23 protein-coding genes, 1 tRNA gene and 1 pseudogene are annotated in these 22,593 nt (G+C 62.6%); 7 read left to right on the forward strand and 18 right to left on the reverse strand.

What is annotated here, in order from left to right; genetic code table 11:
* The first annotated feature begins 54 nt into the window (after positions 1 to 54).
* Complete coding sequence (locus AK81_RS20430; RefSeq protein WP_043201888.1) at positions 55 to 618, forward strand: glycine cleavage system protein R; 564 nt, start codon at positions 55 to 57, stop codon at positions 616 to 618.
* Positions 619 to 629: 11 nt separating this feature from the next.
* A complete protein-coding gene (locus AK81_RS20435; RefSeq protein WP_019473798.1) occupies positions 630 to 1,103 on the forward strand; it encodes a peroxiredoxin in 474 nt (157 codons plus the stop codon).
* A 121-nt stretch (positions 1,104 to 1,224) separates the two neighbouring features.
* On the opposite strand, the gene AK81_RS20440 is transcribed toward AK81_RS20435, so the two are convergent.
* Positions 1,225 to 2,295 (reverse strand): AI-2E family transporter, encoded by a 1,071-nt coding sequence (locus AK81_RS20440; protein ID WP_043201891.1) that lies wholly within the window; start codon positions 2,293 to 2,295, stop codon positions 1,225 to 1,227.
* Positions 2,296 to 2,315: 20 nt separating this feature from the next.
* Positions 2,316 to 2,555 carry a sulfurtransferase TusA family protein gene (locus tag AK81_RS20445; protein WP_016488641.1) on the reverse strand — a complete coding sequence of 80 codons (240 nt, stop codon included), beginning with the start codon at positions 2,553 to 2,555 and terminating at the stop codon, positions 2,316 to 2,318.
* A 122-nt stretch (positions 2,556 to 2,677) separates the two neighbouring features.
* Between AK81_RS20445 and AK81_RS20450 the strand changes: the two genes are divergently transcribed.
* The gene (locus AK81_RS20450; protein ID WP_043201893.1) at positions 2,678 to 4,114 is read left to right on the forward strand and encodes a M48 family metalloprotease; all 1,437 of its coding nucleotides are present in this window, start codon (positions 2,678 to 2,680) and stop codon (positions 4,112 to 4,114) included.
* 109 nt (positions 4,115 to 4,223) lie between these two features.
* On the opposite strand, the gene nadA is transcribed toward AK81_RS20450, so the two are convergent.
* A complete protein-coding gene (nadA, locus tag AK81_RS20455; protein ID WP_043201894.1) occupies positions 4,224 to 5,282 on the reverse strand; it encodes a quinolinate synthase NadA in 1,059 nt (352 codons plus the stop codon).
* 262 nt (positions 5,283 to 5,544) lie between these two features.
* Positions 5,545 to 7,053 (reverse strand): YdgA family protein, encoded by a 1,509-nt coding sequence (locus tag AK81_RS20460; protein ID WP_043201896.1) that lies wholly within the window; start codon positions 7,051 to 7,053, stop codon positions 5,545 to 5,547.
* Positions 7,054 to 7,495: 442 nt separating this feature from the next.
* On the opposite strand from AK81_RS20460, the gene AK81_RS20465 reads away from it, so the two are divergent.
* From AK81_RS20465 to AK81_RS20475, 4 genes and pseudogenes are all read left to right on the forward strand, one after another.
* On the forward strand, positions 7,496 to 8,848 hold the full coding sequence (locus tag AK81_RS20465) for an APC family permease (protein ID WP_043201898.1): 1,353 nt from the start codon (positions 7,496 to 7,498) through the stop codon (positions 8,846 to 8,848).
* Positions 8,849 to 9,169: 321 nt separating this feature from the next.
* Positions 9,170 to 10,123, forward strand: a pseudogene (locus tag AK81_RS30855) (HAMP domain-containing protein); the annotation flags it as partial.
* 102 nt (positions 10,124 to 10,225) lie between these two features.
* A complete protein-coding gene (locus AK81_RS30860; protein ID WP_430298472.1) occupies positions 10,226 to 10,981 on the forward strand; it encodes a methyl-accepting chemotaxis protein in 756 nt (251 codons plus the stop codon).
* A gap of 145 nt (positions 10,982 to 11,126) precedes the next feature.
* Positions 11,127 to 12,086, forward strand: a complete 960-nt coding sequence (locus AK81_RS20475; RefSeq protein ID WP_043201905.1) for a cation diffusion facilitator family transporter — start codon at positions 11,127 to 11,129, stop codon at positions 12,084 to 12,086.
* An 84-nt stretch (positions 12,087 to 12,170) separates the two neighbouring features.
* Here the strand turns inward: AK81_RS20475 and AK81_RS20480 are convergent.
* From AK81_RS20480 to AK81_RS20545, 14 genes are all read right to left on the reverse strand, one after another.
* Positions 12,171 to 12,246 (reverse strand) — tRNA-Lys (locus AK81_RS20480).
* Between the two features lie 60 nt (positions 12,247 to 12,306).
* Positions 12,307 to 12,981, reverse strand: a complete 675-nt coding sequence (gene queC / locus AK81_RS20485) for a 7-cyano-7-deazaguanine synthase QueC (RefSeq protein WP_043201907.1) — start codon at positions 12,979 to 12,981, stop codon at positions 12,307 to 12,309.
* A 17-nt stretch (positions 12,982 to 12,998) separates the two neighbouring features.
* Positions 12,999 to 13,646: a 7-carboxy-7-deazaguanine synthase QueE gene (queE, locus tag AK81_RS20490; protein WP_043201974.1), complete on the reverse strand. Its 648-nt coding sequence runs from the start codon at positions 13,644 to 13,646 to the stop codon at positions 12,999 to 13,001.
* Positions 13,647 to 13,814: 168 nt separating this feature from the next.
* A complete protein-coding gene (ybgF, locus tag AK81_RS20495; RefSeq protein WP_043201911.1) occupies positions 13,815 to 14,621 on the reverse strand; it encodes a tol-pal system protein YbgF in 807 nt (268 codons plus the stop codon).
* Positions 14,622 to 14,627: 6 nt separating this feature from the next.
* Positions 14,628 to 15,128: a peptidoglycan-associated lipoprotein Pal gene (pal, locus tag AK81_RS20500; protein WP_043201913.1), complete on the reverse strand. Its 501-nt coding sequence runs from the start codon at positions 15,126 to 15,128 to the stop codon at positions 14,628 to 14,630.
* Positions 15,129 to 15,182: 54 nt separating this feature from the next.
* A complete protein-coding gene (gene tolB, locus AK81_RS20505; protein WP_041167621.1) occupies positions 15,183 to 16,454 on the reverse strand; it encodes a Tol-Pal system beta propeller repeat protein TolB in 1,272 nt (423 codons plus the stop codon).
* Positions 16,455 to 16,480: 26 nt separating this feature from the next.
* The gene (gene tolA / locus AK81_RS20510; RefSeq protein WP_043201917.1) at positions 16,481 to 17,599 is read right to left on the reverse strand and encodes a cell envelope integrity protein TolA; all 1,119 of its coding nucleotides are present in this window, start codon (positions 17,597 to 17,599) and stop codon (positions 16,481 to 16,483) included.
* Positions 17,599 to 18,051 (reverse strand): protein TolR, encoded by a 453-nt coding sequence (gene tolR / locus AK81_RS20515; protein ID WP_012273765.1) that lies wholly within the window; start codon positions 18,049 to 18,051, stop codon positions 17,599 to 17,601. Before tolR ends, tolA begins: the two co-directional genes overlap by 1 nt.
* 14 nt (positions 18,052 to 18,065) lie before the next feature.
* Positions 18,066 to 18,761, reverse strand: coding sequence for a protein TolQ (gene tolQ, locus AK81_RS20520; RefSeq protein WP_008090219.1), 696 nt, complete (start codon positions 18,759 to 18,761; stop codon positions 18,066 to 18,068).
* A 2-nt stretch (positions 18,762 to 18,763) separates the two neighbouring features.
* Positions 18,764 to 19,216 (reverse strand): tol-pal system-associated acyl-CoA thioesterase, encoded by a 453-nt coding sequence (gene ybgC, locus AK81_RS20525; protein ID WP_043201921.1) that lies wholly within the window; start codon positions 19,214 to 19,216, stop codon positions 18,764 to 18,766.
* A gap of 125 nt (positions 19,217 to 19,341) precedes the next feature.
* Positions 19,342 to 20,388 carry a Holliday junction branch migration DNA helicase RuvB gene (gene ruvB / locus AK81_RS20530; RefSeq protein WP_043201924.1) on the reverse strand — a complete coding sequence of 349 codons (1,047 nt, stop codon included), beginning with the start codon at positions 20,386 to 20,388 and terminating at the stop codon, positions 19,342 to 19,344.
* Positions 20,385 to 21,002 carry a Holliday junction branch migration protein RuvA gene (gene ruvA / locus AK81_RS20535; protein WP_043201926.1) on the reverse strand — a complete coding sequence of 206 codons (618 nt, stop codon included), beginning with the start codon at positions 21,000 to 21,002 and terminating at the stop codon, positions 20,385 to 20,387. The genes ruvB and ruvA overlap by 4 nt, the downstream gene beginning before the upstream one ends.
* Before the next feature lie 109 nt (positions 21,003 to 21,111).
* Positions 21,112 to 21,636, reverse strand: coding sequence for a crossover junction endodeoxyribonuclease RuvC (gene ruvC / locus AK81_RS20540; RefSeq protein WP_043201929.1), 525 nt, complete (start codon positions 21,634 to 21,636; stop codon positions 21,112 to 21,114).
* 188 nt (positions 21,637 to 21,824) lie between these two features.
* Positions 21,825 to 22,571, reverse strand: a complete 747-nt coding sequence (locus AK81_RS20545) for a YebC/PmpR family DNA-binding transcriptional regulator (RefSeq protein WP_043201932.1) — start codon at positions 22,569 to 22,571, stop codon at positions 21,825 to 21,827.
* Positions 22,572 to 22,593: the final 22 nt, after the last annotated feature.

Genomic DNA, 22,593 nt, shown 5'->3' on the forward strand with positions numbered 1-22,593 from the left:
ACAGGAGGCTTTTGACCGTCCTGCACCGACCGCTCATCGCTTTAGGAATGCTGCATGTCCACCCCCACCACTGTCCGCGAACAATTCCTTGTCATCAGTGCCCTGGGACCGAATCCCATGGAACTGGCCAACGTCCTCAGCCGCGCTGCCGTCGAAAACCGCTGCGCGGTGGTCACCTCGCGCCTGAGCCGCCATGGCGAGACCAGCGCCCTGGTGCTGCAGGTGGGCGGCAGCTGGGACGCCCTGGCGCGCCTCGAATCCACCCTGCCGGGCCTGGGCAAGAAGCACGGCCTGACCCTGGACGTGGTGCGCAGCGCCGACCAGGAAGTGCGCCCGCAGGCCCTGCCCTACGTGGCTTATGTCAGCGCCGCCTACCGCCCGGACATCATCAACGAGCTGTGCCAGTTCTTCCTCGATCACCGCGTCGAGCTGGAAGCCATGACCTGCGACACCTACCTGGCGCCGCAGACTGGCAGCAGCATGCTCAACGCCCAGTTCACCGTGGTCCTGCCGGCCGGCACCCAGATCAGCTGGCTGCGTGACCAGTTCCTGGACTTTGCCGACGCCCTGAACCTCGATGCGCTGATCGAGCCATGGCGTCCACAGAACCCAATGTAAGGAAACCGACCATGGCTGTAGCACTCGACCAACCCGTTGCCGACTTCCAGGCCCAGGCCACCAGCGGGCAGACCGTCAGCCTGGCCGAGCTCAAGGGCCAGCAAGTGGTGGTGTACTTCTACCCGAAGGACAGCACGCCGGGCTGCACCACCCAAGGCCAGGGGTTCCGCGACCAGCATGACGCCTTTGCCGCAGCCAATACCGTGGTGTTCGGGGTATCGCGCGATGGCATCAAGTCGCACGAGAACTTCAAGGCCAAGCAAGGCTTCCCGTTCGAGCTGATCAGCGACAAGGACGAGGCCCTGTGCCAGCTGTTCGACGTGATCAAGCTGAAGAAGCTGTACGGCAAGGAATACATGGGCGTTGACCGCAGCACCTTCCTGATCGACAAGGACGGTGTGCTGCGCCAGGAATGGCGTGGGGTGAAGGTGCCCGGGCATGTGGATGCCGTGTTGGCGGCTGCCCAAGCCTTGAACAAGGCTTGAGATTGATGGGGGCGCTTTGCGCCCCTATCGCGACACAAGGCCGCTCCCACAAGGTCTTGCGTCCGCCGGTCGATGTGGGAGCGGCCTTGTGTCGCGATGGGCTGCAAAGCAGCCCCAGAAATTACAGCAGCGGCGAAACGCTAGGCTCCTGCCGCGGCCAGGCATCCAGCACGGCCTTGATCAGCGTCGCCAGCGGGATGGCGAAGAAGATCCCCCAGAACCCCCACAACCCGCCAAACAGCAATACCGCGCAAATGATCGCCACCGGGTGCAAGCTCACCGCCTCGGAGAACAGCAGCGGTACCAGCACGTTGCCATCCAGCGCCTGGATGATCGCGTACACCGTCATCAGGTAAATGAACTGGTCGCCCCAGCCCCACTGGAACAGCGCAATCAGCGTCACCGGTACCGTCACCACCACCGCGCCCACATACGGCACCACCACCGACAGCCCCACCAGCAGCGCCAACAGCGCGGCGTAGTTGAGCCCCAGGCTGATGAAGGCGATGTAGGTGGCAATGCCGCAGATCAGGATTTCGATGCCCTTGCCGCGAATGTAGTTGGCGATCTGCCGGTTCATCTCGCTGCCCACCCGGTTCAGCAAGGCGCGCTGGGTGGGCAGGTAGCCACTGACCCAACGGCCGATCAGTTCGCGGTCCTTGAGGAAGAAGAACACCAGAATCGGCACCAGCACCAGGTAGATCATGGCGTTGACCAGCAACGGCAGGCTCGACAGCGAAAAGGTCAACGCCCACTGGCCAAACTTGCCGATTTCCCCGCGCACCGACTCGATGGCGTGCAGTACCTGCTCGTCCGACACCAGGTGCGGGTAGCGCTCGGGCAGCAGCAACAGCAACGACTGCCACTTGCCGAGCATGCCCGGCAGCTCGTTGAACAGGGTAATCAGCTGGTGCCACAGCAGCGGCACCAGCACCAGCATGAACACCGCCAGCGCGCCCATGAACAAGGCGAAGACCAGCATTACCGCCAGACGGGTCGGTACCCGCAGCCGCTCCAGGGCATTGACCAGCCCCTGCATCAGGAACGCCAGCACCATGCCCGCCAGCACCGGCGCGAGCATGCCGCCCAGGGTGAGCACCGCGGTAAAAGCCAGGAACAACAGGACCGCCAGCACCACCGCCTCCTCATCGGAAAAGTAGCGCTGCATCCAGTCGCGAAGCACTTTGAACATTGACGATCCTTGGAAAAGACTCAGGCCTTGCGCAGCCAGTAGGTATAGGTGCCGGCGTCAGCCGTTTCCTGCAGCAGGGTATGACCGGCCAGCTTGGCGAAAGTGCGGAAGTCGCGCTGCGAACCGGCATCGGTGGCGATCACCTTCAGTACCGCGCCACTGGCCAGGCGATTGAGTTCCATCTTGGCCTTGAGCAGCGGCAAAGGGCAATTCAGCCCGCTGGCGTCCAGTTCGGCGTCGCAGGTCAGGGTGTCACTCATCGCGGGGCTCTCCAAAGGCATTGCCGGGTTGCTGCTTGACAGGGTCGGCTAGGATAGCGCCACTGGTCGCCAACGTGTGAGCCCGCTACAGTAGGTATCTTTGACCGACGCGAGCTTCATGCATGAATCTACTGCGCCCTACCCTGCTGACGCTGGCCTGCCTGATGGCCCTTCCCGGCCATGCTGACGACCTGCCATCACTGGGTGACGCCAGCTCTGCGATCGTCTCGCCGCAGCAGGAGCACCAACTTGGCCGTGCCTGGCTGAGCCTGCTGCGTGGCCAGGTCAACCAGTTGAACGACCCGCAGCTCAAGGACTACGTCGAGACTACCGTGTACCGCCTGGCCGAAACCAGCCAGCTGCAGGACCGGCGCCTGGAATTCATCCTGATCGACAGCCGTGAACTCAACGCCTTCGCGGCCCCCGGCGGCATCGTCGGGGTCAACGGCGGCCTGTTCCTCAATGCCCGCACGGAAGGCGAGTATGCCTCGGTGCTGGCGCACGAACTGGCGCACTTGTCGCAACGCCACTTCGCCCGCGGTGTCGAAGCCCAGCAACGCATGCAGCTGCCGATGATGGCGGCTTTACTCGCGGGTATCGTGCTGGCTGCCGGTGGCGCTGGCGATGCGGGTATCGGCATGATTGCCGGCACCCAGGCCGCGGCAATCCAGGAACAACGGCGCTTCTCGCGGCAGAACGAACAGGAAGCCGACCGCATCGGTATCCAGAACCTGGAAAAGGCCGGTTACGACCCGCGCAACATGCCCACCATGTTCGAACGCCTGGCGCAGCAGTACCGCTACGGCGCCAAGCCGCCGGAATTTCTGCTGACTCACCCGGTGACCGAATCGCGTATCGCCGACACCCGCAACCGTGCCGAACAGGCGCCCAAGGGCGGTGTCGAGGACAGCCAGCGCTATCAGCTGATTCGCGCGCGCGTGGCCCTTACCTACGAAGAAACGCCAGGCCTGGCAGCCAAGCGCTTCCGCTCCCAGCTCGACGAAGACCCGAAACTTGACGCTGCACGCTATGGCCTGGCGCTGGCGCAGATCAAGGGCGGCCAGTTGAACGAAGCGCGCGAAAACCTGAAGCCGTTGCTGACCAAGGCCCCCAACGACATCACCTACAACCTGGCGCAGATAGACCTGGACATCACCAACAACCGCCTGGCCGACGCGCAGCAGCGGGCCGAGCGGATGCAGGGGCTGTACCCGGGCAACTACCCGCTGAAACAGGTGCGTGCCGACTTGCTGGTGAAGCAGAACAAGCCGGCCGAGGCGGAGAAGATTTTGAACGAGCTGATCAAGAGCCGGCCGGATGACCCGGACGTGTGGTACGACATGGCTGAAGTGCGGGGCTTGTCGGGCAATACCATCGGCTTGCACCGGGCGCGGGCCGAGTACTTCACCCTGGTGGGGGACTTTGACCAGGCGATCCAGCAGCTGGACTACGCCAAGCGCCGGGCGGGCGGCAACTTCCCGCTGGCGTCGCAGATCGACCAGCGCCAGCGGGAGATCCTGGAGCAGCAGCGTATGGTTCGGGAGATGATGGGGCGCTGAGGGCCCTTTCGCGGGCACGCCCGCTCCCACAGGTTCTCCACCGTCGTTGAAAGCGGTGCTGTCCCTGTGGGAGCGGGCGTGCCCGCGAAGAATACGACGCGGTCTGGCGTCAGGCGTTACCGGACAGCTTCAGGCGCGCCGCCTGGGTGAAGTCCAGCATGCGGTTCAGCGGTTTGATCGCCTTGGGCACCAGCGCCGGGTCAACGAAAATCTCATCGCCCCCTTTGCGCAGGCAATCCAGCACCCGCTCCAGGGTGTTCATCGCCATCCACGGGCAGTGCGCACAGCTGCGGCATGCCGCGCCGTTGCCGGCGGTGGGGGCTTCGACGAATTCCTTGTCCGGGCACAGCTGCTGCATCTTGTAGAAGATGCCGCGGTCGGTGGCGACGATGAAGGTCTTGTTCGGCAAGGTCTGCGCCGCCTTGATCAGCTGGCTGGTGGAGCCCACCGCGTCGGCCAGTTCGATCACCGCTTCCGGCGACTCGGGGTGCACCAGGATCGCTGCGTCCGGGTACAGCGCCTTCATGTCGGCCAGCTGGCGCGACTTGAACTCTTCGTGAACGATGCAGGCACCGTCCCACAGCAGCATGTCGGCACCGGTTTGCTTCTGGATGTAACGACCCAGGTGCTGGTCCGGGCCCCAGATGATGGTTTCGCCGTTGTCCATCAGGCTTTCGACGATTTCCAGCGCGCAGCTTGAAGTCACCACCCAGTCGGCACGGGCCTTCACGGCAGCGGAAGTGTTGGCGTACACCACCACGGTGCGCTCAGGGTGCTGGTCGCAGAAGGCGGAGAAATCTTCCACCGGGCAGCCCAGGTCGAGCGAGCAGGTGGCCTCCAGGGTCGGCATCAGCACGCGCTTTTCCGGGGTGAGAATTTTCGCGGTCTCGCCCATGAAGCGCACACCGGCCACGATCACCGTTTCAGCCGGGTGATTCTTGCCGAAGCGGGCCATTTCCAGCGAGTCGGACACGCAGCCGCCGGTTTCTTCAGCCAGGGCCTGGATGACCGGGTCGCAGTAATAGTGGGCAACCAGCACGGCATTCTGAGCCTTGAGCTCTGCAGCGATGGCCGCACGGTATTCGGCCTCCTGCTCGGCTGTCAGCGGGTTGGGCTGCTTGGCGTCGAGGTGAGCCTGAACCAACAGGCGTTCGGAAATCTGGGTCATGATCGCTGGACCTGCAGGCGCGTGTGCGCGTCAAATCGAGTGTATCACCCGGCCCTGGCAGATCGGCTAAGGGTGCCGGACGGCACGCAGGCCGCCACGACCCTCTGCGGGCGCGGATTATTATCGGAGGCCGAAGGCTACAGACAATCCAGCGATTACTAAAGTGGTTTTTGTGTTGCCTGCACCGGCCTCTTCGCGGGCACGCCCGCTCCCACAGGTACTGCGCTGCCCTCAGGGGCAAGGCCGGCACAGGTTCAATCAATCACCCCTGCGGCGACAGGGCTGCCAGGTGCGCAGCGATGAGCATGGCGAACTCTTCCACGGTCATTTTCTTGCCGTTGAAATCAACCATGCCATCGGCATAGTGCAGGCTGCTGACCACATCATTACCTTCGACGGTGGCCAAGCCACTCTGCAGCGCCATCATGCCGACCATCTCCCCCGCCTGGCTCGACTGCATGGCAATCGCCTGGGCGTCGGTCTGGCCATCCAGCAGCGCCTGCAAGGTCGCCAGGTCACCCATCATGGGCTTGGACAGCGACAGCTTGCTCTTCACCTCGGAGATCAGCTGCTTGCTCAACTGGTCCGGCGGCAAATCGAAGCTGGCCGGGGCGGCGAAGTCCATCGACAGGTTGAAACGGCTCTCGCCATTGGCGGTCTTGAACGACAGGTTTTCTATCGCCACCTTGGGCTTGGCGGCCAGCAGTTGCCGCAGGTCACCCTGGAACCGGGCCTTCTCTGCGTCGTCCATCTGGATCTGCGGTACAGGCTGGCCGGCTGCAGCGGCCGCCTCGAACTCCGGCAGGTGCGACTGGTACCACTTCGACAACGCCTGCAATGCCGGTGCGTTGACCGAATTGACACTGACCAGCATGTGCGCCTTGCCCACCGCACGGCCATCCCAGGTGATGTCGCCGACCTTGTACTCCACGCGACCGCCCACGTTATCCGGGCCATCCAGGGTTTGCAGAGCATTCTGCTCCAGGCCGTTGATCAGCAGCACCTGCTGTTTCGGCCCCAGGGTGACCTTGGTTTCGGCCAGCGCCAGGTCGACGTTGCCCACATAGATGGCGTCGTGCGCGGTGGCCTGAAGGTTGCCGCCAACCTTGAGGCCTTTGAGTTCGAACGTGGCAGGCGGCTGGTCATCGCGCACAAGCTTCATCACGAAACGGTCGGCCTGGCCGTGGAACTTCGAAGCCTTGCCTTCCTTGTCGCCACTGACCTCCAACTGCATGCCTGAGAAGTCGAGGCTGTTGCCGTCAGCCTCGTCGAGCTTGACCGGCGCCAGCCGGACCTGGCTGACCACACTGCCTCCGTAACCCAAGGCGGTCTGTGCGCTGACCGGGGCCTGCTCGCCTGCGGCAGCGAACCACGCTGCGGTGGCATCGTCCTTCTGCAGGGTGCTGTTGCTGACCGCCATCACCGGCATCAGCTTCAACGCCTTGACCCGCGACCAGGGAAACGGGCCGTGCTCGATCTGGTCGGTCACGCCCACATCGAAACTCACCACCTCGCCCTCACCCACGTTGATGTCGCGGGCCTTGAGCCGATACTGGGCGGTACTGCTGAAGAAATGCTGCTCCAGCGACACGCGCTCGATGCTCATGCTGCCGCCGGTGGTCACCAGGGCCTTCTTGAGTTCGGCATTGCTGCGGGCAACGGCGTTGTCCAGCTCGGCAGGCAGCTGCTTGCCGGTGTACCAGGCACCAGCGGTGGTTGCGACGGCAATGGCGATCGCCAGGCCGGAAAGGATGCCAACTGATTTCTTCATGAATAGAACCGATTGTCCGTAAGGGCTTCTTGGGCGACAAAGGCCACGCAGGAGGCGAAGAGTACCACTGCGACAGAACACGATGGCCGCTTCGAAAAGAGAAAACACATTTTTCAGAGGCGTCTGAAACCCTTCAAGGGCAGGCACCATTCGTTAATTTTTACGAACATTCAAATTGATCAAAACCGCAAAAAACCGCGCAAAAACCGAACAAAAGCCCCTATAAACCGATAAATATTTCAATTTCGTAACATCTTGTCATGTTTAACTTGACACTAACCTACCCATCGTTTTTTATTTTCACCACTTAGCGCGTCTCCCCCCGCGCCTTCCGCCGCTCCTACAAAAAAGGTGAACAACATGGAGCCCACCCGCTCGCCCTTGCCGCATGCGCAATACACCGTGCCCGCCGTTTACGCCCAGCACCAGGAGCCATGCCAGCATGCAGCCTGATCACAGCGCTTCCGGCAACGGCCAACTGCGCAAAACCCTGCGCCTCTGGCACGTGATCATCATCGGCCTGGCCTACCTGACCCCGATGACCGTGTTCGACACCTTCGGCATCGTCAGCGGGATCACCGCCGGCCATGTGCCCAGTGCCTACATCCTGGCGCTGGCGGGCATCCTGTTCACCGCCGTGAGCTACGGCACCTTGGTAAAGCGCTTCCCGCAGTCGGGCTCGGCGTACACCTACACCCAACGTGCGATCAACCCGCATGTTGGCTTCCTGGTCGGCTGGTCGTCGCTGCTGGACTACCTGCTGCTGCCGATGGTCAACGCGCTACTGGCCAAGCTGTACCTCTCGGCCATGTTCCCCGAAGTACCGGAGTGGATATGGGTAGTCGGCTTCGTCAGCCTGATCAGCCTGATCAACATGCGCAGCGTGAACCTGGTGGCGCACTTCAACCTGCTGTTCGTGGGCGTGCAGGTGGCAATCATCGCCGTGTTCATCTACCTGTGCGTGCGCGGCCTGGGCCAGGGTGAAGGGCTGGGCACCACCTGGAGCCTGCTGCCGTTCGCCGACAACCAGACCCACCTCAGCGCGCTGGCCGCCGGTGCGACCATCCTGTGCTTCTCGTTCCTGGGCTTCGACGCAGTCACCTGCCTGTCCGAAGAAACCCGCGACCCGGCCAAGACCATCCCCCGGGCGATCTTCCTCACCGCACTGATCGGTGGCGTGGTGTTCATCACCGTGTCGTACTTCATCCAGGCCTACTTCCCGACCATGGCGCGCTTCCACGACCAGGAAGCGGCCCTGCCGGAAATCGCCCTGTATGTTGGCGGCAAGCTGTTCCAGTCGATTTTCATCGCCTGCACCGTGATCAACACCATCGCGTCGGGCCTGGCCTCGCAAACCAGCGTGTCGCGCCTGCTGTACGTGATGGGCCGCGACAACGTGATCCCGGCCAGCCTCTTTGCCCGCCTGCACTCGCGCTACAAGACGCCGGTGCTGAACATTCTCGTGGTGGGGCTGGTTGCGCTGTCGGCGATCTTCTTCGACCTGGTTACCGCCACCTCGATCATCAACTTCGGTGCGCTGGTCGCGTTCAGCTTCGTCAACCTGTCCGTGATCAACCACTGCTACCTGCGCGAAGGCAACCGCCGGGGCCTGGCCAACCAGCTGAAGTACCTGGTGCTGCCAACCATTGGCTTCTGCATCATCGTCTCGCTGTGGCTGGACCTGAACGCGCATTCGCTGATGTTCGGCGGCATCTGGGCTGCGGTCGGATTGATCTACCTGGGTTGGCTGACCAAAGCCTTCCGGTCGGCGCCGCCCAACTACGTCGCCGAATGACCCACGCTGCCAACAACGCCCGCGCATGACCGCGGGCGTTGTACTTGATCGAAAAGGAAAGCCCTCATGCCGCTGCGTCGCCTCTCCATCCAGTGGAAGATCACCCTGCTAGCCGGCCTGTGCCTGCTGGCCATCGTTGCCCTGCTGGTGGCCACGTCACTGACCCAGGCGCGGCGTAGCGCTGCCCTGGTCAACCAGGCCAACACCGCCATGCTCGACAGCAGCGCGCGCCAGCGCCTGCAGGCCCACGCCGAGACCCAGGCCCTGCGGGTACAGCGCTACTTCATGGACGCCTACCAGTACGGCAACGGCTTTGCCCGCATGGTGCAGGTGCTCAAGGCCCGAGGCGGTAGCGACCTGCGCGCCGAGCTGACACGCCAGGCCCGTGCCAGCCTGGCCGGCAACCCGGATGTGATCGGCCTGTACCTGGTGTTCATGCCCAACGCGCTGGACCAGCAGGACAGCCAGTACCTCGGCCAGGAGGCCGTGGGCAGCAATGAAAGCGGGCGCTTCTCGTTGTACTGGTCGCAGCCGAGCCCCGGCACCCTGGAACTTGAAGCCATGCCGGAGGCAATGCTCGGCGATGCCAGCATCGGCAGCAACGGCGCGGCGAAGAACCGCTGGCTGACCTGCCCGCAGGACACCGCCCGTACCTGCATGCTCGAGCCGTACCTCGACGAGGTCAATGGCCGCCAGGTGCTGATGACCAGCATTGCCCTGCCGCTGCTGGAGCATGGCAAGGTGGTCGGCGTGGTCGGCCTGGACATCGGCCTGAGCAATCTGCAGCAACTGAGCCTGGACGGCCGTCGCGAGCTGTTCGATGGCCAGGGCCATGTCAGCATCGCCAGCGCAGCCGGCCTGCTGGCAGGCAACAGCCGCGATGCCAGCGCGCTCGGCAAGCCCATGGACAATACGGTGGCCGACGGCCTGCTGCGCGTGGCACACCCCTTCGCCCCCATCCCTGACGCCGCCCCGTGGCAGGTGTTGCTGGAACTGCCAGAAAGCGTGCTGCAGGCACCTGCCGTGGCCCTCAACCAGCGCCTGGATGCCCACAACCAGAATGCCAACCTCACCAGCCTGCTGATCGGCCTTGGCGCCGCCATCGCAGGTTTGCTGCTGGTGTGGCTGACCGCACGCGGCGTTACCCGGCCAATCCTGGCCGTGGCCGCACGCCTGGAAGACATCGCCAGCGGCGAAGGCGACCTCACCCGCCGCCTGGACTACGCCCGCCAGGACGAACTGGGCCAGCTCACTCACTGGTTCAACCGCTTCCTCGACAAGCTGCAGCCGGTCATTGCCCAGGTCAAAGGCTCGCTGCAGGAGGCCCGTGGCACCGCCGACCAGTCGGCCGCCATCGCCAGCCAGACCAGCAATGGCATGCAGCAGCAGCACCGTGAAATCGAGCAAGTGGCCACGGCAGCCAACGAGATGAGCGCCACCGCCCTGGATGTCGCCCACAATGCCTCGCAGGCGGCCCAGGCCGCACGCGCCGCCGACCAGGCCAGCCGCGAGGGCCTGCAACTGATCGACAGCACCCGCCAGGGCATCGATAGCCTGGCTGCCGGCATGAACACGGCCATGGACGAGGCGCGAGCACTGGAGGGCCGCAGCGGCCAGATCGGCTCGGTGCTGGAGGTGATTCGCACCATCGCCGAGCAGACCAACCTGTTGGCACTCAATGCGGCCATCGAAGCCGCCCGCGCTGGCGAAGCCGGGCGTGGTTTTGCCGTGGTCGCCGATGAGGTGCGCGGCCTGGCCCAGCGCACGCAGGTGTCGGTGGAGGAAATTCGCCAAGTCATCGAAGGCCTGCAGCAGGGTACCCAGGATGTAGTGGGGGCCATGCACGAAGGCCAGCGTCAGGCCCAGGCCAGTGCGGCGCACATGGAACAGGCGCTGCCTGCGCTGCAGCGTATTGGCGAGGCGGTGACCGTGATCAGCGACATGAACCTGCAGATTGCCTCGGCGGCCGAAGAGCAGAGCGCGGTGGCCGAGGAAGTGAACCGCAACGTGGCGGGCATCCGGGATGTGACAGAATCACTGGCTGGCCAGGCCGACGAATCGGCGCGCATCAGCCAGGCCCTGAACAGGCTGGCCAACCAGCAACAGGCGCTGATGGAGCAATTTCGCGTGTAGCCTGTAAAGGCCTCTTCGCGGGCACGCCCGCTCCCACAGGTACATCGTCGCCTTCGAGGCCGGCACAGAGCCTGTGGGAGCGGGCGTGCCCGCGAAGAGGCCGGTACAGACACCCCGGCATTATCGTTTTTACTGAGCACAAGTCATGCAAACCGCAACCAGATCCACCTTCTTCGACATCACCAGCGAACAGGGCCTGTTACGCACCTCGATTGCCGTCACCCTGTTCATCGCCACCATCGGCATCGCCTTCGGCCTGGCCTCCGGCTCGTTCTCCATCGTCTTCGACGGCGTGTACTCGCTGGTCGACGCCAGCATGAGCGGCCTGTCGCTTGTCGTGGTCAAGCTGATCACCTCGCACACCACCAGCGTGCAAATGTCGCGCAAGCTGCGCGAGCGCTTCACCATGGGCTTCTGGCACCTGGAACCGATGGTGCTGGCACTCAACGGCATCCTGCTCAGCGGTGTGGCCATCTACGCGCTGATCAACGCCGTCAGTAGCCTGCTGCAAGGCGGGCGCCACCTGGAGTTCGGCATTGCCATGGTCTATGCCGTGCTGACCGTGATCACCTGCGTGACCATCGCCGTCGTCGAAGCCCGCGCCAACCGCAAGCTGAAGTCAGACTTCGTGCGCATGGACGTCAAGGGCTGGGTGATGTCGGCCAGCATCACCGCCGCGCTGCTGATCGCCTTCTGCTTCGGTTACGCGGTGCAGGGCACGTCGCTGGAGTGGGTGTCGCCGTACATCGACCCGGCGGTGCTGGCGCTTGTGTGCCTGGTGATCGTGCCGCTGCCGATGTCGGTGGTGCGCCAGGCACTGTCGGAAATATTCCTGGTCACCCCCGGCGACCTCAAGCTGCATGTAGATGAAGTGGCCAAGGCCTTCGTCGCCCGCCACGGGCTGCAGTCGTACCGCGCCTATGTCGCCAAGGTCGGGCGCTCACGGGAGATCGAGCTGTACTTCATCGTGCCAAAGACCATGGCTGCGAAGACCATTGATGAATGGGATACGTGGCGCAACGAGATTGGTAATGCGGTAGGCGGCGAAGGGCCGGACCGCTGGATCACCGTGGTGTTCACTGGCGACCCGGAGTGGGCTGAGTAAGCTGGGGGCGCAAAGCGGCCCCAGAATCCCGAAAACGAAAAAGCCCGCGGCCATTTCTGGCCGCGGGCTTTGACGTACTGCGTATGGTGGGTCGTGTAGGATTCGAACCTACGACCAATTGGTTAAAAGCCAACTGCTCTACCAACTGAGCTAACGACCCGTTTGATGGCGCGTATAATACTGATTTCTAACGAGAAATCAATACCCCATCAAGGTTTTTTCAAAAATACCGGGTCGGGTCTGTTACGCCGGCCGCCTTGAAGCCGTCGGCGCGCAGGCGGCAGCTGTCGCATTTGCCACAGGCGCGGCCATCATCGTCGGCCTGGTAGCAGGAAACGGTCAGGCTGTAATCCACGCCCCGGGCCATACCGGCCTGCACGATCTGCGCCTTGCTCAGGTTTTGCAGCGGCGCCTGAATACGGAAGCCCTGCCCTTCTACCCCGGCCTTGGTCGCCAGGTTGGCCATGCGCTCGAAGGCTTCGACGAACTCGGGGCGGCAATCGGGGTAACCGGAGTAATCCACGGCATTGACGCCGATGAAGATGTCACGCGCTTCCAGCACTTCAGCCCAACCCAGGGCCAGCGAAAGGAACACGGTGTTACGCGCAGGCACGTAGGTAACCGGGATGCCTTCACTCGGGGCTTCCGGCACGTCGATGCTGCTGTCGGTCAACGCCGAACCCCCGATACCGTCGAGGTTCAGGCCGATCACCTTGTGCTCGACTACACCCAGGTCGCGGGCGACGCGGGCAGCAGCATCCAGCTCGGCGCGGTGGCGCTGGCCATAGTCAAAGCTCATGGTGTAGCAGCTGTAGCCTTCGGCCTTGGCCATGGCCACCACGGTGGCCGAGTCCAGGCCGCCGGACAACAGGATTACTGCGCGCTTGTCTGTCATGTGTGCTTGCTCCTCAATCAACGTCCGGGTTCGTCGTTCCACAGCAGCTTGTGCAGCTGCATCTGGAAACGTACGGGCAGGTTGTCAGCGACGATCCAGTCCGCCAGGTGGCTGGCGTTTACCTGGTGGTGGCTGGGTGAGAACAACACCTCACCAGCACGCTCGGCCAGGTTGTACTGGATCAGCTTGGAAACCGCCCAGTCATAGTCCTCACGCGAACAGATGACGAACTTGACCTGGTCGTTGCGGGTCAGCTGCTCGATGTTCTCGTAGCGGTTACGGTGCGATTCTTCGGAACCCGGGGTCTTCAGGTCGACCACGCGGCTGACGCGGGTGTCGGTACCCGCGATATCCAGCGCGCCACTGGTCTCCAGCGATACCTCGTAGCCAGCGTCACACAGGCGCTGCAGCAACGGCAGGGCGTTGGGCTGGGCCAATGGCTCACCACCGGTCACACAGACGTAGCGGGGCTTGAAGCCGGCAACCTGCTCAAGGATCGAATCGAGGGTACGAATGGTGCCGCCAGTGAAGGCATAGGCACTGTCGCAGTACTGGCAGCGCAGGGGGCAACCGGTAAGGCGCACGAATACGGTGGGCAGGCCAGCCGTTCGCGTTTCACCCTGCAAAGAGTAAAAGACTTCTGTGATGCGTAATGTGTCTTGCATGATCGCCACGGGCGTGACAGCTAAACAGGCTGCCCGCCTCCGTCAGGCACTGTCGCGGACTCGACATGGCGTTATCCGCAGCAGCGTGTTTACGAAAAAAGGGCAGTGATTCTAACGAAAAAACCCGCGACTGGCGCGGGTTTCTTTCGAGCGGTACAGCTACAACGCTCAGAGCTTCTGCAAGTCACGCTGTGCCAGCTGCGCGGCAGAGGTGCCGGGGTACTGGGTGATGACCTGCTGCAGGATGCCCTTGACCTTGTCGGTATGGCCCATGCGGCGCTCGACGTCGGCCAGTTTGTAGAGCGAATCCGGCACTTTACTGTGCTTGGGATACTTCTGGCTGACTTGGGCGAAAGCCTGACTGGCACCCGGCAGATCGCCTTTGGCCAGGTTCACTTCACCCAACCAGTACTGCGCGTTGCCGGCGTACTGGCTGTTGGGGTACTTGCGCAGGAAGGCATTGAACGCCTGGCTGGCCTTGTCAAAGTCTTTCTGTTTGATCAGGTCGAAAGCAGCATCGTAGTAGAGCTTCTCTTTCGCTGGATCACCGGGCTCGCTACTGGCGGCCGGTTGTTGCGCAGCAGCACCAGCTGCTGCACCCGGGGCGGCATTTGAAGCACCACCACCGGAGGAATTGTCAGGGGTCGCGGCAGGTGCGGCGCCACTGTTGATGCGACGGTCCAGGTCCTGGTATCGCTCCAGGTTTTCCTGCTTCATGCGCGACACATCGTTCTGCAGCTCTTCGATGATGCCTTGCTGGCGGGAAAGCTGGTCCTGCATCTGTTGCAGCTGCATGAACAGCTGGCCTTGTGCAGAGGCAGGGGCCGAAGCCCCTGACCCGGCATAGGCGCCGCTCGTGCCATAACCCACAGGCGGATAGCTGCCTGCGTTGTCATCTACTACAGGGACCTCAGCCCAGGCCGCGAGCGGCAGGCTGAGTGCGAGGACGGTTACTACACGGCGGCACATACGCATAAGAACTTACTTACGCAGTTCTACGCGGCGGTTCTGAGCCCAGGATTGCTCGTCGTTGCCAGTGGCAACAGGACGCTCTTCACCGTAGGAGACCAGTTCCAGCTGAGCAGGGGAAACGCCCTGCAGAACCAGGTAACGCTGAACGGCCTTGGCACGGCGCTCACCCAGAGCCATGTTGTACTCGCGGGTGCCGCGCTCGTCGGTGTTGCCTTCCAGAACAACGCGGCTGCCGTTGGACTTCAGGTCCTTGGCGTGAACGTCCAGAGCGCGCATGGCTTCTGGCTTCAGGTCCGAGCTGTCGTATTCGAAGTAGAAGGTGGTGATTGCGCGCAGGGCGGCTTCTTCGCTCAGGGAACCGTCAACAGCGCCAGTGTTGGCACCGTAGCCAGCGTTCGGATCTACAGCAGCGCCTTCGCCTGCGTTGTCACCGCCCTTCGAGGAGCAACCTACAGCTACAGCCATGGCCAGAGCCAGCGCAGCGAATTTACCAAACTTCAGCATTTCCATCGTGAAACTCCTAATGAAACCCCAGTGTGTTAAGCAAAACGTATTACGCCGCAATCAGTTCAGGTAAGGGGACCAGGACGGTTCTCTGACTTCGCCTTGAGCGGTAGGAAGTGGGAGCCTCACGCGGCCATTAAGCGACACGAGCATCAAGACTCCCCGGCCCTGCTGGCGGGTGGCGTAGATTAGCATGGTGCCGTTTGGCGCAACAGTGGGAGACTCATCAAGACTTGTTTCCGAGAGAATCTTTACACTTCCGCGTTGCAAGTCCTGTGCCGCCACTTTGAAGTTGGTAAAGCCCTGTTGGCGATGGATCATCACCAGGGTCTTTTCGTCAGCGGACAGTTTCGGGTTGGCGTTGTAGTTGCCAACGAAGGTTACGCGCTCGGCCCCCCCACCGCTGACCGACTGTTTGTAGATCTGCGGTTTGCCGCCACGGTCAGACGTGAAGTAAAGGGTATTGCCATCTTTACCCCAGAACGGCTCGGTGTTGATACCTGGGCCTGCGGTAACCCGGTTGATCTGGCGCGACGCCACGTTCATCACGTAGATGTCCGGGTTGCCGTCTTTCGACAGCACGAACGCCAGGCGCGAACCATCCGGCGACCAGGCTGGCGCGCCGTTCAGGCCTTCGAAGTTGGTCACCTGCTCGCGGCGGCCGGTATCGATGTTCTGAATGAAGATGCGCGGGCGTCTCTGCTCGAACGACACATAGGCGATACGCTTGCCATCCGGCGCAAAGCGCGGCGACAGGATCGGCTCACGCGATTGCAGCAGGGTGACCGCACGCGCACCGTCGTAGTCCGAACGCTGCAGCGTATAGCGGGTGTTGTTGGTGGAGAAACGCTCGGCCGTCACGTACAGCATACGGGTAGAGAACGCACCCTTGATGCCGGTGAGCTTCTCGAACGATTGGTCAGCAATGTAGTGCGCCATGTCACGCAACTGGTCGGTGCTGCCCGCGACGCTGCCGGTCAGCACTTGCTGCTCGGTGGCGACGTTGAACAGCGCGTACTGCACCTGCAGGCGACCGCCCGACGGCACGATGCTGCCGACCATCACGTACTGGGCACCCAGCGCTTTCCAGTCACGGAAGATGACTTCGCTGGCCTGCGACGGCTGGCTGATCATGTTCTGCCGTGGAATCGGCGAGTAGTAGCCGGAGTTGCGCAGGTCGTTGCCAATGATGTCGGCAATGTCCTCGGGCAGCACGCTGCCACCTTGCAGGCCGAACGGCACTACCGCGATTGGCGTTGCCCGGTCGCTGCCACTGGTGACCAGGATGTTCTTTTCCTCTGCCACCGCCATGCCTGCCACGCAGCACAGCATGACCAGCAGTCCTCTCAGACGTTTAATCACAACGCTAGATCCTCAGGTGTAAATGTCATCTTGAACGAACGATATCGGTTGAAATCGCTCGGCTTCATACCCTGCATCTCGGTCAAACGACCAATGTTCTTCACCGCAGCCACCGCCGAACTGTCATACGGGCCGTCACCACTGGAACGGGCCACGCTGACACTGGTGATGGTACCGTCCGGCAACATGTTGACCTGCAGGATCACCGTCATGCCCTTGCGCGCGGAAGGCGGACGCGCCCAACCTTCAGCCGCACGTATTTTAATCAGGTCGTCGAAGTCGCCAGCCGTCTGGTCACCCTGCTCATCCGCCAGCGCCTGCTGCCGCTCCGTGTCATCGGACAACAGCTCGGCCAGGGCCTGGGCTTTCTTGTCTTCTGCCGCCTTGCGGGCCGCTTCCTGTGCCTTTTTCTTCTGGGCGTCTGCAGCGGCCTTTTTCTTGGCCTCTTCAGCTGCCTTCTTCTTCGCGTCCTCGGCCGCCGACTTCTTCTTGGCGTCCTCGGCTGCTTTCTTCTTGGCCTCTTCGGCTGCCTTTTTCTTGGCGTCCTCGGCGGCTTGTTTCTTCGCCTCGTCAGCGGCCTCTTTCTTGGCCTCTTCTTCGGCTTTTTTCTTGGCTTCGTCCTCGGCCTTCTTCTTGGCGATGTCGGCCTGCTGCTTCTCGGCGGCCTTCTTCGCCTCATCGGCCTTCTTGGCTTCTGCGGCTTTCTTGGCTTCGGTAGCCTTGGCGGCATCGGCAGCCTTGGCAGCGTCCTCGGCTTTCTTCGCCTCGGCGGCTTCGCGAGCCTCCTCGGCCTTTTGAGCGGCGTCGGCCTTCTTTTGTTCCGCGGCCTTCACGGCCTCCTGCTCGACCTTCTTCTGTTCCAGCTGCTCGACCTCGGTCTGGCGCGAAGCGGTTTTCTTCGCTTCCCCGGCAATCTTCTGATTGGTCTGGGTGGTCGCCTGGCTCTTGGACTTGAGCTGGTACAGGGTAGCCTGAACGATCGGCTTGGAAGGCGGCAGTTCAGGCGTCATGGCGAAACTGACGAACAGCATGGCGAACACCAGCACATGCAGGCCAATGGCCCAGACACTGGGCCAGAAGTAGCTTTCCGAGGCGGATGGCTCTCGCTGTTGCATCAGGGCGCCTCGGTAATCAGGCCAACGTTACCGACACCGGCCTTCTGCAACCCGCCCATGGCACCCATGACCGCGCCATAGTCGACAGCCTTGTCGCCACGAATGAATACCTGGGTCTGCTTGCCCTGGTCACGGCCGGCAGCAATGATCTTGGTCACTGCATTGGTCATGTCTGGCAAGGTCATGGCCTTGTCCATCTGCTTGTCGGTATCGACTTCGCTGCCAAGGTTCCAGTAGTAGGTCTTGTCGGCCTTGATGGAGATGGTGAGGATCTGGACGTTGTTGTCCTGCGGCAAGGCTTCACTGGAAACCTTGGGCAGGTCGACTTTCACGCCCTGGTTGAGCATGGGCGCCGTCACCATGAAGATGACCAGCAGCACCAGCATCACGTCGATGTAGGGCACCACGTTCATCTCGGCGACGGGCTTGCGTTTGTGGCGAACTCGGGCCATGGGCTTCTACCTGATTACTCTTCGCTGGTGTGCACTTTGCGGTGCAGGATCGCCTGGAACTCGTCGGCGAAGGTGTAGTAACGACCGATCAGCACTTCGCTGCGCGCGGCAAAACGGTTGTAGGCGATTACCGCCGGGATTGCTGCGAACAGGCCGATGGCGGTGGCGATCAGCGCTTCGGCGATACCCGGGGCAACAGTGGCCAGGGTGGCCTGCTGGGCGCTGGCCAGGCCGCGGAAGGAGTTCATGATCCCCCATACGGTACCGAACAGGCCGATGTACGGGCTGGTGGAACCGACGGTGGCCAGGAACGGCAGGCTCTGCTCGAGCTTTTCTTCCTCGCGCGAAATGGCTACGCGCATGGCACGGCCAACACCTTCCATGACGGCGTCCGGGTCAACACCCGGCTGCTGACGCAGGCGCGAGAACTCCTTGAAGCCGGCACGGAACACCTGCTCGACGCCGGAATCCGGGTCTGGGTTGCTGCCTGCCTGACGGTACAGCTTGGACAGGTCGATGCCCGACCAGAAACGCTCCTCGAAGGCATCCAGTGCACGACGACCGGCGCGCAGCATGGTGCTGCGCTGGAAAATCATGATCCATGAGGTGACCGAGGCGGCCACCAGGATCAGCATTACCAGCTGTACCACTACGCTGGCATTGCTGACCAGACTCCACATGGAGGTATGGTCGACGACGTTAGCTTCCACGCTTATTCTCCTGCATTCGATTGATTACCCGAGCCGTCCGCCGCCAAGGCGTCGCGCAGCTGGGGGGGTATGGCTCGGGGTTTGAAAGTGTCGGCGCGCACGGCGGCCACCAGGAACTGCCCTTCGCAGAGCAGCGTTTCATCCTTTTCCCGCCAGACCTGCTGTACAAAACGCAGGCTGGCGCGATTGAGTTCAAGTACTTGCGCGGTTACCCGCAACGCGTCGTCCAGCCGCGCCGGCGCGTGGTAGCGCGCTTCGCTGGAATGGACCACGAACAGCAGGTTGTCTTCGGCCAACTGCGACTGGGAAAAACCCAGGTGCCGCAGGCGTTCGGTGCGCGCGCGCTCCATGAATTTCAGGTAGTTGACGTAATACACCACGCCGCCCGCATCGGTATCTTCGTAATAGACGCGACAACGGTGGGCGAACGTTTCGAGCTGATTTTGCGCGCGCATACTCTAGTGCTTACTCCTCAGCTTGCCAATCCGCTGTGGCAACTGTTTTTTCTTCATTAATGTCTTATTGCCAGCGCACCCTTGGCATGCCAGCGGTAGGACCACGAAAAGTCGCTTTTGATCTGTCATTCATCGCCTGGCTCGGAAAAATCACCGCCCTCCCCCAAACGCCCGGGAATATTCAGGCCAAAGTGCAGGTAGGCATGCCGGGTGACTACGCGGCCGCGCGGCGTGCGCATGATGTAGCCCTGCTGGATCAGGTACGGTTCCAGCACATCTTCGATGGTATGACGCTCTTCGCTGATGGCCGCAGCCAGGTTGTCCACGCCCACCGGGCCGCCATCGAACTTCTCGATCATGGTCAGCAGCAGGCGGCGGTCGGAATGGTCGAAACCGCGTTCGTCGACGTCCAGCAGGTTCAGCGCCATGTCGGCCACGGCTTTGGTGATCTGGCCCTTGCCGCGCACCTCGGCGTAGTCGCGCACGCGGCGCAACAGGCGGTTGGCGATACGCGGCGTACCACGGGCACGTCGGGCAATCTCGTAGGCGCCCAGGTCTTCGATGACCAGGCCCAGGATATTGGCCGAACGGCTGACGATGGTGGCCAGGTCCTTGTCGCTGTAGAACTCCAGGCGCTGGACGATACCGAAGCGGTCACGCAACGGGTTGGTGAGCATGCCGGCACGGGTGGTAGCCCCCACCAGGGTAAACGGTGGCAGGTCGAGCTTGATCGAACGGGCTGCCGGCCCTTCGCCGATCATGATGTCGAGCTGGAAGTCCTCCATGGCCGGGTACAGCACCTCTTCGACGACCGGCGACAGCCGGTGGATCTCGTCGATGAACAGCACGTCGTGCGGTTCGAGGTTGGTCAGCATGGCCGCCAGGTCGCCGGGGCGCTCCAGGATCGGCCCCGAAGTGCTCTTCACCGACACGCCCATTTCATGGGCAATGATGTTGGCCAGGGTAGTCTTGCCCAGCCCCGGCGGGCCGAAGATCAAGGTGTGGTCGAGCGACTCGCTGCGGCCACGGGCGGCCTGGATGAACAGCGCCATCTGCTCGCGCACCACCGGCTGGCCGATGTAGTCGTCCAGGCTCAGCGGGCGAATCGCACGGTCCTGGACCTCTTCGCGGTCGCGGCCACTGGCGGCGATCAGGCGGTCGGCTTCGATCACTTGGTAATCATCCCTTTAAGGCTGCGGCGGATCAGTTCTTCACTGCTCAGGCCGGCCTTGTCTTTGATCGCGGCGATCGCCTTGCTGGCTTCCTGCGGCTTGTAGCCCAGCGAGACCAAGGCGCTGACGGCATCAGCCTCGGCGCTGGACTCGCTGGCGGCCGGCAGCGGGCCATCGGACACCAGGGTGAACATGGCCGGGGAGGTTTCCCAGGCCTTGAAGCGGTCCTTGAGCTCGACCAGCAGGCGTTCGGCGGTTTTCTTGCCGACACCGGGCACGCGCACCAGGGCCGAGGTGTCCTGGGCCTGCACGCAGCGCACCAGCTCGTCGACTTCCAGGCCGGACATCAGCGCCAGTGCCAGCTTCGGGCCCACGCCGTTGAGGCGGATGAGCTCGCGGAACAGCTCGCGCTCGCGCTTTTCGGCAAACCCATAGAGCAAGTGGGCGTCTTCGCGCACGACCAGATGGGTATGCACGGTGACGGGTTCGCCCAACTTGGGCAGACGGTACAGCGTGGTCATGGGAACTTCCAGTTCGTAACCCACGCCGTTGACGTCGATAATCAGGTGCGGCGGCTGTTTCTCCGCCAGGGTGCCGCGCAAACGTCCAATCACGTTCCGATCCTTCCTCTCGGGGAGCCGGTCAAAGACCGCTCAACCCTATCAGCAAATGCAACGGGTGAACGTATCACCCGAACAAAATGTGTATCAGCGCATGAAGCGCCTACAGACGCAAGCGCCCGCCGCGTCGCCGTGCCGTGGCCAGGCCATGGGGCACCAGGCTGGAACGGGTGTGGGCGTGGCACAAGGCGATGGCCAGGGCGTCGGAGGCGTCGATCTGCGGCTTTTGCGTCAGTTTCAGCAGGTGCATGACCATCATCATCACCTGCTCCTTGTTGGCCCCACCGGTGCCGGCCACCGCTTGCTTGACCTGTGTGGCGCTGTATTCGGCAATCTCCAGGCCGGCCTCGGCAGCAGCAACGATGGCCGCGCCGCGGGCCTGGCCGAGCTTGAGCGCCGAGTCGGCGTTACGCGCCATGAACACGCGCTCGATGCCCATGGTCACCGGTTCGTGCTGGGCGATGATTTCACAGACACCACGAAAAACGATCTGCAGCCGCTCGTGCAGCTCGCCGCTGCCGGTGCGGATACAACCCGACGCCACGTACTCGCAACCACGGGCGGTCTGGCGTACTACGCCGTAGCCGGTGATGCGCGAACCGGGGTCGATACCAAGAATCAGAGTCATAGTGCCTGTCGTTCAAAGCTCACGGATCAAGACCATTGGGGCCGCTGCGCGACCCATCGCCGGCAAGCCAGCTCCCACAAGTACAGTGCAGACCTGAATAAATGCACTGTACCTGTGGGAGCTGGCTTGCCGGCGATGGGCTGCGCAGCGGCCCCAATAGCAGCCTTGACTCGAAGGGTCAGGAGACCTTAGCCGATATTTTCCATGATCTCGTCGGAAATCTGGGCGTTGGAGTAGACGTTCTGCACGTCATCCAGGTCTTCGAGCATGTCGATCAGCTTGAGCACCTTTTCGGCACCGTCCTGGTCAAGCTCGGCACTGGTGGTCGGCTGCATGACGATTTCCGCGTCATCGGCCTTGAAACCGGCCTCTTCCAGAGCGTTACGTACCGCATAGAAGCTGTTGAACGAGGTGAACACGTCGAACGAGCCGTCATCGTTGGCCACCACGTCGTCGGCATCGGCCTCCATCGCCGCTTCCATCAATGCGTCTTCATCCACGCCCGGGGCAAAGCTGATCTGGCCTTTGCGCTCGAACAGGTAGGCCACCGAACCGTCGGTACCGAGGTTGCCGCCACACTTGGTGAAGGCATGGCGCACGGCGGCGGCGGTGCGGTTGCGGTTGTCGGTCATGGTCTCGACCATGATCGCCACGCCACCCGGACCGTAACCTTCGTAGCTGAGCTCTTCGACGTTGTCGCTTTCGTTGGTGCCAGCACCACGGGCCACGGCGCGATCGATGATGTCGCGGCTCATGTTGGCGCCCAAGGCCTTGTCCAGCGCCAGGCGCAGGCGCGGGTTGGATGCCGGGTCAGCACCACCCTGCTTGGCAGCCACGGTCAGCTCGCGGATCCACTTGGTGAAGACCTTGCCTCTCTTGGCATCCTGGCGCTCTTTGCGGTGCTTGATGTTCGCCCACTTGGAATGACCAGCCATAACGACTCCGAATCCTTTGAAT

It is taken from the genome of Pseudomonas putida W15Oct28 (assembly GCF_000708715.2).
GTDB classification, from domain to species: domain Bacteria; phylum Pseudomonadota; class Gammaproteobacteria; order Pseudomonadales; family Pseudomonadaceae; genus Aquipseudomonas; species Aquipseudomonas putida_R.

Coding starts and splice junctions, on each gene's coding strand:
- ybgC (WP_043201921.1), bottom strand. CDS start 19,216: ATGCGCGCGCAAAATCAGCTCGAAACGTTCGCCCACCGTTGTCGCGTC.
- AK81_RS20435 (WP_019473798.1), top strand. CDS start 630: ATGGCTGTAGCACTCGACCAACCCGTTGCCGACTTCCAGGCCCAGGCC.
- tolR (WP_012273765.1), bottom strand. CDS start 18,051: ATGGCCCGAGTTCGCCACAAACGCAAGCCCGTCGCCGAGATGAACGTG.
- nadA (WP_043201894.1), bottom strand. CDS start 5,282: ATGACCCAGATTTCCGAACGCCTGTTGGTTCAGGCTCACCTCGACGCC.
- AK81_RS30860 (WP_430298472.1), top strand. CDS start 10,226: ATGCAGCAGCAGCACCGTGAAATCGAGCAAGTGGCCACGGCAGCCAAC.
- AK81_RS20450 (WP_043201893.1), top strand. CDS start 2,678: ATGAATCTACTGCGCCCTACCCTGCTGACGCTGGCCTGCCTGATGGCC.
- pal (WP_043201913.1), bottom strand. CDS start 15,128: ATGGAAATGCTGAAGTTTGGTAAATTCGCTGCGCTGGCTCTGGCCATG.
- queE (WP_043201974.1), bottom strand. CDS start 13,646: ATGCAAGACACATTACGCATCACAGAAGTCTTTTACTCTTTGCAGGGT.
- AK81_RS20430 (WP_043201888.1), top strand. CDS start 55: ATGTCCACCCCCACCACTGTCCGCGAACAATTCCTTGTCATCAGTGCC.
- AK81_RS20440 (WP_043201891.1), bottom strand. CDS start 2,295: ATGTTCAAAGTGCTTCGCGACTGGATGCAGCGCTACTTTTCCGATGAG.
- AK81_RS20475 (WP_043201905.1), top strand. CDS start 11,127: ATGCAAACCGCAACCAGATCCACCTTCTTCGACATCACCAGCGAACAG.
- AK81_RS20465 (WP_043201898.1), top strand. CDS start 7,496: ATGCAGCCTGATCACAGCGCTTCCGGCAACGGCCAACTGCGCAAAACC.
- queC (WP_043201907.1), bottom strand. CDS start 12,981: ATGACAGACAAGCGCGCAGTAATCCTGTTGTCCGGCGGCCTGGACTCG.
- AK81_RS20445 (WP_016488641.1), bottom strand. CDS start 2,555: ATGAGTGACACCCTGACCTGCGACGCCGAACTGGACGCCAGCGGGCTG.
- ruvC (WP_043201929.1), bottom strand. CDS start 21,636: ATGACTCTGATTCTTGGTATCGACCCCGGTTCGCGCATCACCGGCTAC.
- tolB (WP_041167621.1), bottom strand. CDS start 16,454: ATGCTGTGCTGCGTGGCAGGCATGGCGGTGGCAGAGGAAAAGAACATC.
- tolA (WP_043201917.1), bottom strand. CDS start 17,599: ATGCAACAGCGAGAGCCATCCGCCTCGGAAAGCTACTTCTGGCCCAGT.
- AK81_RS20460 (WP_043201896.1), bottom strand. CDS start 7,053: ATGAAGAAATCAGTTGGCATCCTTTCCGGCCTGGCGATCGCCATTGCC.
- ybgF (WP_043201911.1), bottom strand. CDS start 14,621: ATGCGTATGTGCCGCCGTGTAGTAACCGTCCTCGCACTCAGCCTGCCG.
- AK81_RS20545 (WP_043201932.1), bottom strand. CDS start 22,571: ATGGCTGGTCATTCCAAGTGGGCGAACATCAAGCACCGCAAAGAGCGC.